The organism is Acinetobacter sp. PC34 (genome assembly GCF_051789135.1).
In the GTDB taxonomy this organism is placed as follows: Bacteria; Pseudomonadota; Gammaproteobacteria; order Pseudomonadales; family Moraxellaceae; genus Acinetobacter; species Acinetobacter johnsonii.
In genome coordinates, this window is sequence record NZ_CP196664.1 from 831,372 (window position 1) to 849,649 (window position 18,278).

General features: G+C 41.0%; 20 protein-coding genes, 1 pseudogene and 1 riboswitch. Of the genes and pseudogenes, 7 read left to right on the forward strand and 14 right to left on the reverse strand.

The window, feature by feature from the left end; translation table 11 throughout:
* Positions 1 to 21: 21 nt before the first annotated feature.
* From ACSC9N_RS04045 to rpoD, 6 genes are all read right to left on the reverse strand, one after another.
* Complete coding sequence (locus ACSC9N_RS04045; RefSeq protein ID WP_010327325.1) at positions 22 to 1,416, reverse strand: APC family permease; 1,395 nt, start codon at positions 1,414 to 1,416, stop codon at positions 22 to 24.
* 265 nt (positions 1,417 to 1,681) lie between these two features.
* Complete coding sequence (locus tag ACSC9N_RS04050) at positions 1,682 to 2,866, reverse strand: iron-containing alcohol dehydrogenase (RefSeq protein ID WP_010327324.1); 1,185 nt, start codon at positions 2,864 to 2,866, stop codon at positions 1,682 to 1,684.
* A 1-nt stretch (position 2,867) separates the two neighbouring features.
* A complete protein-coding gene (locus tag ACSC9N_RS04055) occupies positions 2,868 to 3,347 on the reverse strand; it encodes a hypothetical protein (protein ID WP_171518820.1) in 480 nt (159 codons plus the stop codon).
* Between the two features lie 132 nt (positions 3,348 to 3,479).
* Positions 3,480 to 4,139 (reverse strand): lipoyl(octanoyl) transferase LipB, encoded by a 660-nt coding sequence (gene lipB / locus ACSC9N_RS04060; protein ID WP_010327322.1) that lies wholly within the window; start codon positions 4,137 to 4,139, stop codon positions 3,480 to 3,482.
* Between the two features lie 162 nt (positions 4,140 to 4,301).
* Positions 4,302 to 4,589, reverse strand: a complete 288-nt coding sequence (locus ACSC9N_RS04065; protein WP_010327321.1) for a YbeD family protein — start codon at positions 4,587 to 4,589, stop codon at positions 4,302 to 4,304.
* A 122-nt stretch (positions 4,590 to 4,711) separates the two neighbouring features.
* Positions 4,712 to 6,598 carry an RNA polymerase sigma factor RpoD gene (gene rpoD, locus ACSC9N_RS04070; protein WP_114837041.1) on the reverse strand — a complete coding sequence of 629 codons (1,887 nt, stop codon included), beginning with the start codon at positions 6,596 to 6,598 and terminating at the stop codon, positions 4,712 to 4,714.
* A gap of 433 nt (positions 6,599 to 7,031) precedes the next feature.
* On the opposite strand from rpoD, the gene ACSC9N_RS04075 reads away from it, so the two are divergent.
* Complete coding sequence (locus ACSC9N_RS04075) at positions 7,032 to 7,241, forward strand: PA3496 family putative envelope integrity protein (RefSeq protein WP_004982817.1); 210 nt, start codon at positions 7,032 to 7,034, stop codon at positions 7,239 to 7,241.
* Between the two features lie 70 nt (positions 7,242 to 7,311).
* On the forward strand, positions 7,312 to 7,836 hold the full coding sequence (locus tag ACSC9N_RS04080; protein WP_004695482.1) for a YecA/YgfB family protein: 525 nt from the start codon (positions 7,312 to 7,314) through the stop codon (positions 7,834 to 7,836).
* A gap of 117 nt (positions 7,837 to 7,953) precedes the next feature.
* Here ACSC9N_RS04080 and ACSC9N_RS04085 read toward each other — a convergent pair whose 3' ends face one another.
* Entirely contained in the window at positions 7,954 to 8,556 is a 603-nt protein-coding gene (locus ACSC9N_RS04085; protein ID WP_201706645.1) for a LysE family translocator, read from the reverse strand.
* Between the two features lie 104 nt (positions 8,557 to 8,660).
* Here ACSC9N_RS04085 and ACSC9N_RS04090 point away from each other — a divergent pair.
* Positions 8,661 to 9,457 (forward strand): annotated as a pseudogene (locus tag ACSC9N_RS04090) (LysR family transcriptional regulator).
* Between the two features lie 61 nt (positions 9,458 to 9,518).
* On the opposite strand, the gene ACSC9N_RS04095 reads toward ACSC9N_RS04090, so the two are convergent.
* The 4 genes from ACSC9N_RS04095 to trhO form a co-directional block, all read right to left on the reverse strand.
* A complete protein-coding gene (locus ACSC9N_RS04095) occupies positions 9,519 to 9,932 on the reverse strand; it encodes an ABZJ_00895 family protein (RefSeq protein WP_010327317.1) in 414 nt (137 codons plus the stop codon).
* Between the two features lie 18 nt (positions 9,933 to 9,950).
* The gene (locus tag ACSC9N_RS04100; protein WP_026056455.1) at positions 9,951 to 10,565 is read right to left on the reverse strand and encodes a DedA family protein; all 615 of its coding nucleotides are present in this window, start codon (positions 10,563 to 10,565) and stop codon (positions 9,951 to 9,953) included.
* Between the two features lie 78 nt (positions 10,566 to 10,643).
* On the reverse strand, positions 10,644 to 10,943 hold the full coding sequence (locus ACSC9N_RS04105; RefSeq protein WP_010327316.1) for a hypothetical protein: 300 nt from the start codon (positions 10,941 to 10,943) through the stop codon (positions 10,644 to 10,646).
* A 214-nt stretch (positions 10,944 to 11,157) separates the two neighbouring features.
* Positions 11,158 to 12,090 carry an oxygen-dependent tRNA uridine(34) hydroxylase TrhO gene (gene trhO, locus ACSC9N_RS04110; protein WP_010327315.1) on the reverse strand — a complete coding sequence of 311 codons (933 nt, stop codon included), beginning with the start codon at positions 12,088 to 12,090 and terminating at the stop codon, positions 11,158 to 11,160.
* Positions 12,091 to 12,270: 180 nt separating this feature from the next.
* Between trhO and ACSC9N_RS04115 the strand changes: the two genes are divergently transcribed.
* Positions 12,271 to 12,756, forward strand: a complete 486-nt coding sequence (locus ACSC9N_RS04115) for a DUF1289 domain-containing protein (protein WP_010327314.1) — start codon at positions 12,271 to 12,273, stop codon at positions 12,754 to 12,756.
* Between the two features lie 81 nt (positions 12,757 to 12,837).
* Entirely contained in the window at positions 12,838 to 13,452 is a 615-nt protein-coding gene (locus ACSC9N_RS04120) for a LysE family translocator (protein WP_010327313.1), read from the forward strand.
* Positions 13,453 to 13,516: 64 nt separating this feature from the next.
* On the opposite strand, the gene ribB is transcribed toward ACSC9N_RS04120, so the two are convergent.
* A complete protein-coding gene (ribB, locus tag ACSC9N_RS04125) occupies positions 13,517 to 14,176 on the reverse strand; it encodes a 3,4-dihydroxy-2-butanone-4-phosphate synthase (RefSeq protein ID WP_010327312.1) in 660 nt (219 codons plus the stop codon).
* A gap of 105 nt (positions 14,177 to 14,281) precedes the next feature.
* Positions 14,282 to 14,445, reverse strand: a riboswitch (FMN riboswitch).
* A 264-nt stretch (positions 14,446 to 14,709) separates the two neighbouring features.
* On the opposite strand from ribB, the gene ACSC9N_RS04130 reads away from it, so the two are divergent.
* Both ACSC9N_RS04130 and ACSC9N_RS04135 read left to right on the forward strand, forming a co-directional pair.
* Entirely contained in the window at positions 14,710 to 16,494 is a 1,785-nt protein-coding gene (locus ACSC9N_RS04130; protein WP_010327310.1) for a DUF2157 domain-containing protein, read from the forward strand.
* Positions 16,491 to 17,093 carry a GDYXXLXY domain-containing protein gene (locus ACSC9N_RS04135; RefSeq protein WP_010327309.1) on the forward strand — a complete coding sequence of 201 codons (603 nt, stop codon included), beginning with the start codon at positions 16,491 to 16,493 and terminating at the stop codon, positions 17,091 to 17,093. The genes ACSC9N_RS04130 and ACSC9N_RS04135 overlap by 4 nt, the downstream gene beginning before the upstream one ends.
* Positions 17,094 to 17,157: 64 nt before the next feature.
* On the opposite strand, the gene panD is transcribed toward ACSC9N_RS04135, so the two are convergent.
* Both panD and pth read right to left on the reverse strand, forming a co-directional pair.
* The gene (gene panD, locus ACSC9N_RS04140; protein ID WP_004695506.1) at positions 17,158 to 17,538 is read right to left on the reverse strand and encodes an aspartate 1-decarboxylase; all 381 of its coding nucleotides are present in this window, start codon (positions 17,536 to 17,538) and stop codon (positions 17,158 to 17,160) included.
* A gap of 143 nt (positions 17,539 to 17,681) precedes the next feature.
* The gene (gene pth, locus ACSC9N_RS04145) at positions 17,682 to 18,263 is read right to left on the reverse strand and encodes an aminoacyl-tRNA hydrolase (RefSeq protein WP_004695508.1); all 582 of its coding nucleotides are present in this window, start codon (positions 18,261 to 18,263) and stop codon (positions 17,682 to 17,684) included.
* Positions 18,264 to 18,278: the final 15 nt, after the last annotated feature.

An 18,278-nucleotide genomic window follows, 5' to 3' on the forward strand; every position in this document is an offset into this window, starting at 1 on the left:
TTTTTCTTTTTGAATGAAAGATTAGAGCGGATCGTCAAATTCATTATGTTGTGGTGCAGGTTGCTTAAAGCCTTTGGTTTTATAACCTAAGTATAAAATACCAAACATTGCCCACCATAAACCGAATTTCAACGCGGTTTCTTCAATCTCTAGCCACATGGCAAAGATACTGAGGAATCCACACATTGGAATTATCACAAAGCTCAAGATATCTTTAATATTCTTTGTGCGGCCATCACGCAGTGCATATCTTGAAATCACCGATAAGTTTACAAAGGTAAATGCAGTTAATGCACCGAAGCTGATCATCGAAATGACGATGTCTAAGTCCATGAAGCCAGCGGTTAATGCCACAGCACCTACAATGAGAATGTTATAAGACGGTGTGAAGCTTTTCGGACTAATGTGACCAAAAATCTTCTTGTTAATCACGCCATCGCGGCCCATCACATACATTAAGCGTGAAACGCCTGCATGTGCCGAAATACCCGATGCCATAACAGTTACAATTGCGAAGTACAGCACCACCGTTTTAAACGCAACACCACCGACGGCTTGTAAAATGTCAGGCTGTGTTGCAGCAACATCTTCAAAGTAAGTCTTTGGATCGTTCGGGAAGTAAATCTGCATGAAGTAGGTGCTGATAATAAAAATCACACCAGCCAAGAGTGCCGTTAAGAAAATCGCTTTAGGTAGAGTTTTCTCGGTATCTTTTGTTTCTTCTGCCAGCGAGCTGAGCGAGTCAAAACCTGTGAATGAGAAGCACAGCAAAGTCGCACCTGTAATCAGGGCACCCAGTGAAGTAAGCTCATTCCAGAATGGCTCTAAACTCCATAACTGATATTTTGCATTGACCAAAGTACCATCTGCGTTGACGCCACCAGCAAGTAAGCTGTAAACCATCCACGTGAAGTAAGCAATCACACCTAACTGTACAAAAACGATCAAACCATTAAAGTTTGCAACGAAGCGTGCACCACGTAAGTTGACCGCGGTCATAAATGCAGTTAAACCAACCACCCAGACCCAATGGTTTACATCAGGGAATAAGGCTTCAAGGTAAATCACGGCAAGAATGATGTTGACCATTGGAGACAATAAATAGTCTAACCATGATGACCAACCGACCATAAATCCGACATTCGGATGGATGGACTTTTGCGCATAGGTATAGGCTGAACCCGAGGAAGGGTAGCGACGAATCATGTGACCATAACTGATCGACGTGAATAAAATTGCAATTAAAGCAATGATATATGACGTTGGCACATGATAATGACTTTCTTCTGATACTAAACCGAAAGTATCAAATAATGTCATTGGTTGAATATAAGCTAAACCAATAATAATGATGTGCCAGAGACCTAGCGTTTTTTGCAGTTTAGCTGCCGATTGAGTCCCAGAAATATTAGTCAACGGCGTTATCCTCTTAATCGTTGATCAAGGATCAGTCATGTTTAATAAGGATCGTTTGAGACGAACGATCCCCCCTGTGTTTAATTTCAAAAGTGCGCCAATCTACATTAATTTGGCCGCTTTTGTCAGTAACTTTTTCAGATTTTTTAGCAGTTTTTATGCCAATAGGTATAAGGAAAGCATTATTCCTTATGGCAAATAAAAGCCCGATGTTTAAAAAAGCATCAGGCTAAGATTGTCGCTATATTGGCTGATTTTTTATGAATTACCAAGCTTTTTCTAAAATTGCTTTTAAATCTTTTAAGCTGGCTTCTTTCGGGTTGTAAATGATTGAACCATCGTTGAGGGCCTTTTCTGCGACCTCATCGAGTTGTTCTAAGGTTACTTTTCCTGTTTCACTCAAGGTACGGGGTAACTTGGTTAGGGTAAATAAGCGATCACGCATGGTGAGTAATGTGCTGATAGCTTTGTCTGCACGTAAGTGAGCAGGGGTCTGCGCATAAATGTCTGGCCCTGCAAGCGGTAACAAGAGCTCTGCAATCTTGTCACCATTCACTTCCTTGTTAAATTCAAGGACATAAGGGAGAAACAGGTTCATGCATAGTCCATGCGGCAAGTGTGCAACTGCACCTAAGGCATGTCCAAGTGAGTGTACAAGGCCCACCATCGAGTTTGAAAATGCAATGCCAGCCATGGTCGAAGCTTGAGCCAATTCTAAGCGGCCGTTGGCATCACTTGGATTATCCAGCACATTAAACAAATGATTGCTGACTTTTTTAATTGCTGCCGTAGCATAGGCATCTGAAATCGGATTGTGTGCCATGCATGTATAGGCTTCGATGGCATGGGTCATGGCATCCATTGCGGTCATCGCAGTTAAGTGCGGTGGCAGGGTTTGGGTCATGCGTGGATCGAGAATCGCAGCATGCGGCATTAGATAGTACGATGCGAATGGCAGTTTGACATTTTTCTCTGGATCAGACACCACGGCAACCATGGTAACTTCAGAACCTGTACCTGACGTGGTAGGGATCACAAAAAAGGGTTTGAGTGGTTTAGGTAGGTTGTGTGCCCCAGAGTATTTGAGTAAGTCATCACCACCTTCAGATACCAAAATATTGGTGGCTTTCGAGGTGTCAATCACCGATCCGCCACCGACAGCAATAATTGCATCGCACTGATGTTCACGATATAAATTGGCCGCTTTACGCACCGTCTCTAAGCTCGAATCGGGTGGAACATCATCAAAAATTGCACCAATCACCGCATCGGTAGACTCAAAAGCCGCTTCAATGGGTGCAAGTAAATTGTTGGCACGAACACCTTTGTCGGTAATGATTAAAGGTCGGGTTGCGCCTAATGTTGCCAGTTCAAACGGAATGTGTTCTAAAGCAGCATGACCAGCGATCACTTTTACAGGACAGAAAAATTCGTAATAAGGCTTCGCCATGTTATGCACTCCGTTTTAAATATGATTGGGCTACTTTGAGATAAATATTTGCAGCACCAGTGAGTTTTTCTTTTAAGCCCAATTCAGTTGGGTATTCTTTGACGGCAAGTTCAGCGATCATTTTCGGTAAAATCAAGGATTCCATTTTATTCAGACAGCGTACGAGGCGAATCGCATACGAAATATCGCCATCTGCAATCATACGGTCGTGTGCAAAAGCTTGTGCTGTACTTTCTTGAAATGAAAACACCAAAAAGGCGTGGCTTAGATGTTTAAAGGTGATGGTTAAATCTGCCTTTAAACTTCCCGGAGTGAGTAGTTCGAGTTGATGGTTTTCGGTCACTTTGGCTAAAAAAGCCGGGCCGTTTGGAAAAACATTCATCGATAAGGTGAAATTGGCTGGAAATTTTGCAACTTCTTGCTGAATTTCACTATCGACTTGGCTGGCCATGACCAATCCTCGGCCAATCACATCCATCATAAGTTTGACATAGGTCAATTGCAGAGCGGGTTTCACTGAATTTACGTTAATCACTCGCTGTTGTCCTTTCTAAAAATAATTATTAGTTTAGAGTAAATACTCTAATTTATTTTTCCATGAAAAGCAAAGCCTTTATATATGCTGTACTTGAACTTCTTTAAAGTAACCGCTGTGCTGTAAAGTTTCAATAATGTCGGCACATAAGTTTTCAAAGTGCGGGTAGTCTGGTTTGAGGTCTGAGATACGCACCATTTCTAAGCCCGCATAGCCGCATGGATTAATGGTGTGAAACCCAAATAAGTCACAATCAATATTTAAGGACAAACCGTGATAACTGCGGCCTTTACGAATTTTAAAACCCAATGAGCCAATCTTGCGTCCATCGACATACACGCCGGGTGCATCAGGTTTGGCATAGGCTTCAATCTCATATTTTTTGAGTAACTCAATCATTAGGTTTTCAGCATAAGACACCAAGGTGCGGACGTTCCAACCAAGTCGGTTGAGGTCAAACATAAAATAGGCAACCAACTGACCAGGACCATGCCAAGTGACTTGCCCCCCGCGATCCGTTTGTACCACGGGAATGTTGCTGCTCATGAGGATGTGTTCAGGTTTTCCAGCTTGACCTTGGGTGAGCACGTCATGATGTTGCAAAATCCAAAGTTCATCTGGTGTGTCTGCATCTCGTTGTTCAGTCAGTGCTTTCATTTCTACAAAGCGGTCAGCATATGAAGTTAAATTATCAAACTGGCGAATAATGAGTTGTGGTTTGAGAACGGCATCTGACACGGCACTTGCGTCCTTATAAAACAAAAAGTATGTCTGAAATTATAAAGAAAAGATCTAGAGCGTAGGGGGATTTCTTCAGTGAATAAGCTGAATTCAATAGATCAAAAATTTAGGCACAAAAAAACACGCTCGTAAGCGTGTCTCATTGATACATCATTTGAATTACAGCGCCGTTTTAATTAACGGACAAGCCGCAAGGTCTGCATACAGTTGATGAACTTGTTCTAATTCTTCAAAACGCAATTGAGCAGTTAAAGAATGGTATTTACCTGTGCGTGATGGCTGGACTTGGATCGATTCACCATCAAATTCTGGGAAATGTTTGACTAAAATTTCAACCACTGCAACATGTAACTCAGTGCTGGCAAAGCCAATGAGTTTGATCGGGTAGTCCATAGGGAATACCCAAAGATGTTCTTGTAATTCACGTGATGGTGTACGGTCTAACATAGTCATGAGCGTCAGTCCCCCTTATTTCAAACGCCTGCGAAACTGCAGGCGTTAGGTGTTGCTCTTAAATACTTAATGGAGACTCGAGATTAAATTTCAAGTCTCCAATGTATCGGTATGAATTAGTCGTTTTCTAGGAATGAACGTAAGTGTTCAGAACGAGAAGGGTGACGTAATTTACGTAGTGCTTTCGCTTCAATCTGACGAATACGTTCGCGCGTCACGTCAAACTGTTTACCTACTTCTTCCAAAGTATGGTCCGTTGGCATGTCGATACCAAAACGCATTTTCAAGACTTTCGCTTCACGTTCAGTCAAGTTTTCAAGCACTTCACGAGTTGCTTCTTTTAAGCCTTCAGATGTTGCAGCATCGACAGGTGAAGTGATGTTGCTGTCTTCAATGAAGTCACCCAAATGCGAATCTTCATCATCGCCAATCGGTGTTTCCATCGAAATTGGTTCTTTGGCGATTTTCAGCACTTTACGCACTTTGACTTCGTCCATTTCCAAACGTTCACCGAGTTCTTCAGGTGTTGGTTCACGTCCCATTTCTTGCAGAAGTTGGCGTGATACACGGTTGATCTTATTAATGGTTTCGATCATGTGTACTGGAATACGAATGGTACGTGCTTGGTCGGCAATCGAACGAGTAATGGCCTGACGAATCCACCACGTTGCATAAGTCGAGAACTTATAACCACGACGGTATTCAAACTTGTCTACAGCTTTCATCAAACCAATGTTACCTTCTTGGATCAAGTCCAAGAATTGTAAGCCACGGTTGGTGTATTTTTTCGCAATCGAGATGACCAAACGTAAGTTCGCTTCAACCATTTCTTTTTTCGCGCGGCGTGCTTTCGCCTCGCCTACAGCCATACGTTTTGAAATCTCTTTGATGCCTTTAACATCAAGGCCCAAATCTTTTTCAATGTCTGCAATTTTTTGTTGGAACGCTAAAACGTCAGGGCGTACTTTTTCAAGATAGCCTTTTTGGTCTGGCGAAGCTTTCGCAATTTGTTCATCTAACCAAGCAAAGTTTGACTCTTGACCTGGGAAAGAGGTACGGAATTGAGTACGATCCATACGACCACGACGTACTGCATAGCGCATTACTTCACGTTCAGAGGTACGGATTTGTTCATGTGTACCACGAATCATTTCTGAAATGATGTCAAATAAACGTGGTGTAAATTTGAACATCATAAACACAGTTGCAAGTGACTCTAAAGCGTCTTCTGCTTCTTTGCTTGAACGACCATGTTTTTCGATGATGGTTCGGGTGTTTTTCCAAGCAGCAGTTAGTTCGTCAAAACGCGCTTTGGCAATTTCAGGATCTGGGCCAGATTCACCTTCAGAATCATCATCACTTTCAGACTCTTCTTCTTCCTCATCATCATCCAATTTTACATCTTTGGTTGATTTGGTTGAAGAGTCTTCTTCTTCATCAATTTCAGACTCTTCTTCGAGGACTTCTGGAATAGCTTCATCGGTTTCAGGGTCTAAATAACCTGAAAGGATGTCCGCAAGACGACGTTCGCCCGCTTCATAATCTTTGTATTCTTGTAATACCACTTCAACCGCATTTGGCCAGTAAGCAATCGAGTGAAGAACGTCACGAATCCCTTCTTCAATACGTTTTGCAATACTGATTTCGCCTTCGCGCGTCAACAGTTCAACAGTACCCATTTCACGCATATACATGCGGACAGGGTCAGTGGTACGACCAGGCTCATTTTCTACAGAGGCAAGAACAGCAGCGGCTTCTTCTTCAGCAACTTCATCGGCAGCTTCATTACCACCTTCAAACATTGCATCATCAGATTCAGGTGCACGTTCGTGCACAGGAATACCGACGTCTTGAAGCATTTGAATAATGTCTTCAATCTGTTCGCTTTCAGTGATCGAGTCTGGGAGATGATCGTTAACCTCAGCGTAAGTTAGGTAACCTTGCTCTTTGCCTCGGCTAATCAGAGCCGCTACTTGTGAAGTAGGGGAAGTCATATCGCTCATCTTTGCTTACTCTTCGTTGAATCTGTGGCAGTGGAAAACTGTGCATCTGGGCACAATTCGCTTCATAAACTTATTTGTAAATAACTGCGTATTCCATCAGGGATAGTCAGCCAAAAGCTGCCTGATAAAATATTAAAAATATAAATTCAGTGATTTAGATGGGGGTGAATTTGTTGTTTTCAAGTTCATCCCGAGCGTACTCAAGTTCAAAACCCAAATTTGAAATCTGAACAATTTGGATTTTATGTGACCATTTAAAGTCGTAAACTACAAAGACGCAGGGTGGATTATATCATGCCATAAAAATTGGTTAGAAATAAAGACTAAAAATCAAATTAATTGCTCTAAATGCAAATAAAACTTGACAAGGTTCTAGAACCCATATAAATAGCGGCTAAGACCCTTCACATTTTTTCACTATGAGGTAGTTTTAGTGTCTTCTACAGATTTTGAACTAGATGATAACTACGCTGATGATGATGTTAATTTTGATGAGTCATCAAGTAAAATTAGTGCGAAAGAATCATTAGAAAAACGTCGCCTGATTGATGACCTTCTTGCACAGCGCCGTTTGGAACGTGAGCTTAAAGATTTTGATTACGACATCGACGATGACGACGATTTTGACGACGAAGAAGACTAAAATCAGATGTAGCATCGTGTCTGAAAATGCTATGCTAATGCCCTAATCAGTTTCTGAATTTGGATTTGAAATGAGTGCTTTAGATTTAGACTTATTGAGTGAATATCTAGATGGTGACCAAAATGAGTATGGTCTAGATTTTGCAGCGACTCATGGTTTTTTGTGTGCAATTGCAGTTGGTCCTACTTTTGCAAAATGGTTGGATGAACTTTTTGATAATAATCAAAAGAAAGTGCCTGCCGAGATCATCGCGCAAGTGAAAGCTTGGCTTGAGTCTATTCGTCAAAACCTTGCCAATGAAGAAGGGATTGAATTTCCTTTTGAAATTGAAGAGGCAGATGTTGAGTCAAGTCTAGGGGATTGGAGCGTTGGTTTTGTCGATGCAATGTTCCTCAATGAAGATGCATGGTTCACGCCTGAGTTTGAAGAGCAACTGGTCGATCTTACTTTACCAATTATGGTATTTAGTGGGATTGATGAAGAAGATCCGCAAATGGAAACTTTCCGTCGTAACGGTCAGTTAATGGATGAGCTTGCAGAAGAAATTCCAGAGAACTTAAACGAACTTTATCTCATGTATCATACGCCAGCATAATTGTTCTTGTGTCGTGACATCAGCGACGCAGGCATTAGCAAGCAAATAAAAAAACGTCCCTAGAGGACGTTTTTTTATGCCCAAATTGTAGGGTTTAAATGCAGGTACCACTCATGCTTAGTTTGTGAGTAATAAGCAAAACCCTAAAGTTGCGAGTACGGTACCGATGAAACGGTTAATACTCACTTGTTTGCGTAAAATTTTATTTCGGATCACTGGGGTAGAGCAGAATAGTGAAATGAGCAAAAACCACAGCAGATGACTGGCCGAGATAAACATGCCATAACCGATTAAATGCATCAGACCATGATTGCCTCGCAGTAACTGTGCAAAGATGCTCATCACAAAAAGCGTAGTTTTGGGATTTAAGCTGTTGCCTAGAAAACCTTGTATAAATGCTTGCCGTGGGCGCAGCAAGGTATGAGTGGCATGGTCACTAATTTGCTGTTGGGTAAATGTTTTGTACCCGATATACATCAGATACAGTGCGCCAATATATTGAATGATATGCAATAGGTTTGGAATGTAGTGCTTTAAGAAGCTGAGCCCTAGTACACTATAGCTAATGTGGATCCATACAGCACAAGCAATACCATATGCGGTATAGATCCCTTGTTTACGCCCATATAGATAACTATTTCGGCTGACCAAAGCGAAGTCAGCACCAGGACTGATGACTGCAAGTAGGGTGATGATTGCAATCGCTATAATTTCATTCACTCATTGATCCTTGTTCGGGTTGAATTAAAAGGATTTATATATTTTTCATATATTTGCTATAGTGAAAATCGATTTTAATTATTGCTTATTGATGAGTTTTTGGAATGATTGAGCGCTTATCACTGAATTCTCTTAAGTTTTTTTATTATGTCGCCCGTTATGACAGTGTCACCATCGCTGCTGAAAAACTCTTTGTCACTCAAGGGGCGGTCAGTAAGCAGTTAAAAAATTTGGAAGAGGCACTGGGGCATCGTTTATTTATTCGTGACGGCAAAAAGTTACAGCTGACGGGAGATGGCTTAACACTGTTTGATTGTTGTGAGCAGGTCTTTCCTCAGATTGACCAATGTCTCGTACAGATGGCAAAAGAAAAGAAGAATGAGAAGAAGAGCTTAATCTTATCCTGTGAGCCGACCATCGCCATGAAATGGCTGATTCCGCGTTTAGTTCAATTTAAGCTACGTTATCCTGAGATTGACATCAGTTTGTTAACAGCGGGTGGAGAAGCGGATTTTAAAGCGCAAAACATCGACTTGGCCTTAAGGCGCAATGATTTTGACTGGGGCAAGGCCATTTATAGCGAAAAAATAGCAGATGAGCATATGGTATATGTATCGCGTCATAAGCATTTAGCGCCGATGACTCAGTTGTTTTGTGCATAGAGGCCTCTTTAGAAGGGTTGGGGGCAACAGTGGTTTCAGCTTATATGGTTGAAAAAGAGCTCGATTTTCAAATGTTAGATATGCTTACCCCGATTGTGCAAGATGGCTCCGCTTATTATTTACTTTCCGCATCTCCTTTTGAGGATGATCCGCATAAAGTCATTTTTAAGGATTGGTTGATTGAAGAAATGAGAGCTAGCCAAACAAAGTTAATGGCACTTTCCGCTCAAAAGCACTAATCACGTGCGCATGTGATCGCTATCTATCGAGCATAAAAAACACCTCAAACGAGGTGCTTTTTTATGGCAACTTTTTAAAACAATAGTCTGCGTACCAACCATAGGCAATATGAAAAATAGCGCCATGAATCGCGACCATACACAGCATAACGACAGCGGTAAGTCCAATGCCGGCATTATCGACTGATTTCATAATGGCTTCAGCATTGGGATTCATCAGCACTAAAAACAGCACAAAGAAACTACCGACGATAATTGCGACAGCACTTGAACTCCAAACCAGTTGTATTTTTTCATGATTATTTGGAACACGGTGTTCTTTTTTTACGAAGTGTCTGACACTAATCAGTGCACAAGCCACTAAGGTCGGAATTAAGGTTAAACCGCCAAGGTTTAAACCAAAGACCAGTACGGTGATTAACAGCACCAAAGCAATGCTATATACCGCCGCAAAATGCAGTAAATAGTGTTTCATGTATTTCCCCAAAATAAATTAGCTGCGTGTTTTACGCAAATGCCTGCGATATAAAAACCAAAGGATAATCACAGCGACAATGGCAATAATGACATAACCGACTTTGCTAAAAATTTGATGCATCAGTGCTTGGTTTTCACCAAAGTAATAACCGACTGTTGCTAAAAATGTTGTCCAAATAATTGTGCCGAGTCCACTATAAAACATGAACTTCCAAAAGGGCATACGGCTCATCCCCGCAGGGATGCTAATCAGTGAACGTACCGCAGGAATCATACGACCAAAAAATACAATACGGTGACCATACTGCTCAAACCAATCTAAGGATTTTTTCACATCGGCGGATTTGATAAATAGATATTTACCATAGCGGTCGACCCATCTGAAAATGTACTCTTGTTTAAATTGATAGCCGATCCAATACAGCACTGCTGCGGCAAAGAGTGAACCAATACATCCTGCAATAATGACCCCAATTAAAACCAACTCGCCTTGTGATGCGGCATAACCTGCCGAAGGCATGATAATTTCAGAAGGAATGGGCGGAAAAACATTATCAAGAAACATGAGTAAGGCTATTCCCCAATAACCCAATTGTTCCATGACGGAGATGATCCATGCAGTGAGGTTCATATAGACCATAAAAATAAATGCGATAAGTTATCTTAAGGACTTATCGCATGTGGGTAAAGAATTGAAATGTATTGTTTTCTATTCATCGAAACGGGTATGGGTTAGCGTGTGAATATAGACTTTACGTAAGCTATAGGCCAGCGCAACTGGGATTAAGCTGAGCAATGTATAATTTAAAAGATTTGAGCTTAGATGGTAACCAATGCCGAGCGCGATACTTGAACCAATCAACATGCCCAAAACCACGATAAATAAATGCGTGCGCTGTTCAAGCTTGGCTTTGATTTGGTTGAAGCTGGTACTGTGATATTGCTCGATACGGTTTGCTGCGGCATTGCGAATCAGTGTGCGATGGCGTGGCATGATTATTTTATGCATGGCAATCATCCTATTTTCGTCGTTTAGGCATGTCATTTTTATTGTTATGTGGAGACCTTCAGGACACCACTTTAGCTTATTATTTATACAGTATGACTCAGATTGAGTTCAATGTTGTGACAAAATTGTTAAATATTTTTAAAAAATGCGAACTGCATAAAAGAATAAGCCCTCAAATGAGGGCTTATTCTTGACTTAAATCATCTGAATGATTTTAAAGGCGTTTACGTTTAGCCGCAGCAATTTGTGACTGGCGCATACGGAAGCCTTCTTTTTGTTTTTCTGTGGTGTTGTCGATACAGTATTTGCATGACACACCATGTTCATAGCTAGCTTCTTCTGCTTCAGCAGGAAGAAGTGGCCAACCACAAGCATGACACTTAATGTTAAGGCCTTCTTCAACACCATGAGTGACTGCAGTACGGCCATCAAAAACGAAACATTCACCTTCCCACATACTTTGTTCAGCAGGGGTTTCTTCTAAGTATTTTAAGATGCCGCCTTTTAAGTGATAAACCTCGTTGAAACCTTCTTGAAGGAGAAGAGAGGTCGATTTTTCACAGCGGATACCACCTGTACAGAACATCGCAATTTTTTTATCTTTGTGCTGTTCAAGGTTTTGTTTAACGTATTCTGGAAATTCGCGGAAGCTTTCTGTTTTCGGGTCAATAGCACCTTTAAATGTTCCAGCTTTGTATTCATAGTCATTACGGGTATCAATCAAAATGACGTCATCACGAGCAATCAGGTCATTCCATTCTTTCGGGTCAAGGTAGTGACCGACTAAATCACGTGGCTTTACTTCAACGCCTAAAGTCACGATCTCTTTTTTAAGTTTAATCTTCATTTTACGAAATGGTTTGTCTGCACTGTCAGACTCTTTGTATTCCATTTCGTTAAAACCTTCATTCAGAAGGAATTGATGAATCATATCGATCGCGGCACGATCGCCTGCAACCGTACCATTAATGCCTTCGCCCGCTACAATCAGAGTACCACATAGGTTGATGGTTTTTACCAAGTCTAAAAGACGTTGTTGAAGATCAGCAGGATCTTGAACTTCTTTGAATTGATAAAGTGCGGCAACAACCCAACCAGTCGTCGCTTGCTGTTCTACAGGTGCAAGCTGTTCTACAGTAGCGTTCATGGAGTACTCCAATGTATTTTGATAGATAATTTTAAGGCGCACATTTTACATGGAATTGAATCAAGATGCGAGATAAGTAAACATTTTAAATGGCTTCTCAAGTGGTAGGTGAGCGTGTATATTCAGTTGCCAAAGACAAAATCCGTTTTGTTTTGGTGCGTTTATTAACAGGAGTATGTTTTGAGTACAGATCGTCGAATTGCCTCTTTGACCCCATGTGCAGGGCGTTGTTCAACGGTATTTGGTGATTCTGTGTGTCGTGGTTGTCGTCGCTTTAATCATGAAGTGATTCAGTGGAATACCTACACGGCTGAGCAGCATAGCTCAGTCTGGCAGCGTTTAGATGCGCAACTCGATCAAATTTTAGTCCCAATGTTGCCTTTTGCAGATGTACAGCAGGTGGAAGCGTTTGTTTTGTCTAAACGAGTGCGTTTACGCTCAGATGCATCAAAAGGACGCAAGCTATACCACGCATTAAAAGTGTGTGAAAAGAATAAAAACTTGAGTGAAGAAAGTGGTTTAGGCATCCTAGCCGAACAAGTCAAACCGATTTGGCAAGAATTTGAGCATCGTGTGCTTGCACTGGCGACCGCCAGTTATGACTTGGCATTTTTACGCGCCGACGTGATTCGACAACATCTTATCCAGACTGTAGAAGATGAGTAAGCTCTCTTTGTTTTTGCGTCAAAAATAATATGCGGTTATTGCAATAGTTGCCCAGTGTAACTGGGGGAAAGGGTTTTTTAGATGGTCAATGTATTTGAGCTGATGCTGTACTGCATGGCCGTGGTGGTCATGATTGCAACACCTGGCCCAGTGATGTTGTTGGTTGCCAGTGCAGGTCTAAAAGGTGGATATAAACAAGCCTTAAAAACCATTTTTGGGACGAATTTAGCCTCTTTGGTTCTCATTGTACTATCTGTGCTCATCTTAAAAGGCTTTTTAAACATTGCAGAGCATTGGTTAAATGCGATTAAGATTTTAGGCTGCGTATATATTGCTTATCTTGGCTTTCAAATTTTAAAAGAAGCCATTGTACAAGAAACAGAAACATCACCTGTGCAACTAAAGGCGGTGCAGGGGGGCTTTAAGCAAGGTTTTTTGGTGGGTATTTCGAATCCGAAGGATATTATTTTCTTTGCTTCATTTTTCCCACAATTCATTGGGGTAACCAGTGATGTTGATGTCAGCCTTGTACTATTGACCATTCTCTGGATTATTCTAGACTTCAGCACGTTGTCTTTGGTTTATTTGGGTTTTAATAAACTATCGCAGTCCGCTTTGTACAATAAGTTATTAAGCGTTTGTGGTGCGATATTGGTCAGTATTGCGCTCTATGGTATTTATACTGTGTTTGTTTGATGCTGATGGTATTGCATAAAAAAAGCCTCCAATATGGAGGCTTTTTTGATCGGGAGCCTGAAAATTAAACTCCGTGTTTAATGCGATATTGCGCCAATTCTTCAATGGTGATCACCGTCAACTGATGCGTTTGCGCATATGCCAACACTTGAATGCCAGAGGCCATAGTCCCATCGGCATTAGTCAGTTCACACAAGACACCTGCCGGCTTCAAGCCTGCTAAACGAGCTAAATCGATGGTCCCTTCGGTATGACCGCGACGGGTGAGCACACCGCCTTGGCGTGCACGAAGAGGGAAGACATGACCAGGGCGATTTAAGTCGCTGGCAACAGCCCCATCTTTAATTGCTGCTTTGACTGTGGTGGTACGATCTTGCGCAGACACACCTGTGGTCACGCCAGTTGCAGCTTCAATGGTCACCGTGAATGCAGTTTTAAACTGACTTGAGTTATCTGACACCATAGGCACAAGCTCTAAGTGATCGGCCAGTTCATCGGTCAGACATAAACATACAATACCAGAACCATCACGAATCATACGTGCCATTGTTTCGACGGTGAGGGTTTCAGCAGCCACAATGAGGTCGGCTTCGTTTTCACGGTCAAAGTCATCCATCACCAAAACGGGTTTGCCTTGGCGGATATCTTCTAAAGCTTGTTGAATACGTTGTTCAGCTGGAGAAAGGGCTGAAAAGAAAATTTCGGGTTGAATCAAACTAGACATTGAAACGCTCGCGTAAAATTGAAGTACGGTTGAACATTTCAGGACTTTGAAAAATTGGCGTAGCAATAAATCCTCATAGGTTTGCACCTGCGATTCTATTGGTCACGTCGTCTTCTTTCATCCGGACTATACCGTCGGCTTTGGAATTGAACCAAATCTGCGAGCCAAATAGATGATTTCTGCTTGGCTGGCTCGTGGGCTGATTCAGTCTGAGTCATTCAAACTGAACTTACCACCGGTGGGGAATTGCACCCCGCCCTGAAGCGATGTAAGCCCATTATAGTGCTAAATATTTAGAAAAACAGGGGGAGTTTTAGAATGATCAGTTTTATACATAGAACAATTTTTGCTATAGCGTTGTTTATGTTATTGGTTTGCTAAAGACCAACACTCTCTATGTATGATTTCACTTAGTATGAGTTTAATGTTCAAAAATGAATATCTGAGAAAAACCATAAACATGAATAAGAAGTTTTTCTATAGTTTGAATGGTTTGAAATGATCAAGATAAAAATAAGAGTGAGGAGTTAGAATTGATCAAAATTCAACAATATGATTACCCTTGGAGTGCTGAATCCTTCATAAAGCATCTGCAAGTTTTTGGTTTTACCCTCATCGCGATCAGTATATTGTATTTGGTTGCCGCCAATTGGTTTATGTTGCCACACAATATTCAGCTGGCTATTCCCCAGTTGTTATTATTCCTCAGTGCGGTTTGCAGTTTGTGGCTGACAAAACATGATTTTCTAGTGCAGTGTTTACATAGTATCTGTGGTTTGATGATTGGTTTAATTCTGGCTGTGATTGGTCAAATTTATCAAACGGGTGCTGACAGCTATTTATTATTTTTACTTTGGTCTGTGCTGCTTTTACCGTGGTTATATCGCCCGAATATCGGGATGTTTTTCCTTTTATGTATTACCAGCCAGTTGGCGTTGTTTCTGTTTTTTATCCAAACCTTTTGGGGGGATCAATATCCAGATCTCTTTTTAATCAGTATTCATGTATTTGCGCTGATTCAATTCTATTTCTGCAATAAATATTATTCGAAACTTCGTTATTTATTCTTGCTGTGGTTTGCCGTTCTCTCGATTTGGCATATGGCGATGTATCTTTATGCGGATAAAAGCATTCTTTATTTCATCGTGTCTTTTATCTTGTTGGGCATTTCACTGGTTTACTATTATCAAAATAAAGATCAGTTGTGTAGTGCACTTTCAGCCGTTGGCTTGGGCATTAGCTTTACCTTGATCATTGTGAAGGCGGTGACGGAGTGGTTTGGTCAGAATGAAATTGTTGAATTATTTTTTATCGCACTGATTATTTTTGCGTGGTTTGCTTTCATCACTTACATGTTGATTAAATTTATTCCACATAGTCGGTTCAACGCTATTCCCCTTGCTGTGGGAGCTTGGATTGCGGGCATCGTCTTTGCTACGTTAATGCTGACCTTTTGGGGAAATTTCTCTTTGCTTATGGGCGTTGTCTTTGTGGCTTTGGCGGCTTACTTATTGAAAGCTAAACAAAGTTTGTTTTTAAGACAATTTGCTTATTGTCTCTGGGTTGCAGGACAAATTGCGGTGATTTTTCACACCGTTGATTTAATGAATCACATTCTTCCTATTCTATTTTTACAATTGGCGATGCTAGCACTCGCTTATTTTATGCGAACACATTGGTTCTTTGTTTTTGTTCAAGTTTTGGGTTTATATGCAGCAGGTGTAGCGTGTATTTGGGATATTAATGCATATCTCAGTTGGCGTAATATTGTTGAAAATTTTGTCTATTTAGCACTTTGGAATTATGTTTTTTATTTGGGAATTCTGGCCATAAAATTCATACAGCCAACTGAATATCAACGCAGTTTATTGCTTGCGGCACTTGGCATTATTCTATTTTCTATGGGTTTTTATACTTTATTTGGGAAATACGAATTAGCGAAAATTGAGCACATTCCGATATTGACTTTTGGCTTACCGATTTTATGGTTTGTACTGTTTGTCTTTTTACATATTCAAAACCAGTTTCATTTATTTGCGCATTTTATTTTGACTGCTTTTGCAACTGGGCTAATTTATTATGGTTATTTCGATATTTTTATTTGTTTGGCCATCATTTCATGGGCATTAAAAACACAAGATAAAGTGATCTATGGATTTGCGCTGGCAACTTTCGCTGTAATTTTAGGGTTTTTATATTATTCCCTCGATGTAACTTTTTTGATTAAAAGTTTAAGCATGTTACTGTCAGGTCTGATGTTGCTCTTGCTGACCTTGAGCTTGATGCTATTTAAGCAAAAAGAGGAGTTCGGCATATGAAGAAAATGACTCCTCTTGCTTTGGCATTACTCAGCATCGCGGTATTTCTAGGCTTAATTTTTAAAAATGAATGGCACTTAAATAATAGTCAAACCATGTATGTGCGTTTGCAACCTGTAGACCCGCGTTCGATTATTCAGGGGGATTATATGGCGCTGAATTATCAACTTTATTTTGCGCCTCAACATTTGAGTCCAGAAAGCACCAGCCAAGCAAACATCAATCAAGAAGATCAGATTTTTTCAGGTCATTATTTTGATGAAGTGATTAAGAACAAATCTTCGGTGCTCACTTATGTTGAACTCGATTCACAGAGGCGCGTGATACATAGCTATTTTGAGTTGCCGAAAAATGTTCGTACAGCCCGACTGATTTTACAAAACCCGAATAATCGATATAGCGAGCTTTATCCTGCGTCGAGAAGTTTTTTGTTTGCAGAAGGTTTAGCGGATTGTTATCAGCAGGCAGAATATGCTGAGTTTAAAGTCGATGAGCAGGGCAGTGCGATACTCACGGCATTGAAAGGTGATCAGCTACAAGATTTAGGCTGTGAGAGCAAACGAGATTGGTTGAGCGGGTTTCGTGCTACTCAGAATTGATACAATTGCATTATTCTGCTCATAAAAAAATCCGCACGCAGCGGATTTTTTTAATCTATTGGGCTTAAGCCACTTGGACTGGAATACAGTTTGCCATGTGACTTACAGTATTGTCTGGATTTGCATAAACTAAACGTGGTTTATGTGCATTTGCTTCAGCTTCTGTAAAATCACCAAATGTCGCAATAATCATTAAATCGCCTACATCGGCCTGATGTGCTGCACCACCATTGACTGAAATGATGCCAGAACCTTCTTCGCCACGAATTGCATAGGTACTGAAACGCTTACCATTAGTCACGTTCCACATGTGAATTTCTTCATATTCGCGGATACCGGCTAAATCCAATAAAAGACCATCGATTGCACATGAACCTTCATAATGAAGTTCAGCTTGGGTAACAACACAACGGTGGATTTTTGCTTTTAATAAACGAGATAGCATGGCTAGCGTCTCCTGAGTGGACCTAAGATCGTTATCTTATGGTTGAATCAATCTGAACTTGCTGGATAAGCAATCAGGCAAGCGCATTTTGCCTTTAAAATGACAGTATGGCAAGCAGCATGGTTCAACATTTTTTTGACTAATCAGTTTGGTTTGTAAGCATTGATTTGATTCATGGCAGGCTGAATCTCACCATTCACCAGCATTTTAGTGCGAGCCAATGCGTGATGGATTGCGTCATCCATTAAATTTTGTTCATTGCTTGGTGCTTTGCTTAAGACATGTCCTGAAACACGTTCTTTTGAACCGGGGTGACCAATACCAATGCGTAAGCGATGGAAGTTTGGACCGATATGAGGGACTATGTCACGTAAACCATTATGACCACCATGACCACCACCTGTTTTTAGGCGAATGACACCAGGGTTCATATCCAGTTCATCGTGAGCAATCAGTATTGCTTCTGGAGCAATATTGTAGAATTTTGCGAAGGGAACAACACTTTTACCAACAAGGTTCATAAAGGTTGTGGGTAATAGCAGACGGACGTCTTGACCTTCGATATTACCACGCCCACTCATTCCATTGAATTTTGGGTCTTTTTTAAGCGTAATGCCATATTGTTCTGCAAGGCGTTCAACAAACCAAAAGCCTGCATTATGGCGGGTTTGGGCATACTCAGAACCTGGGTTGCCCAAACCAACAATCAGTGAAATATTTGACACTAATTACACCAATAA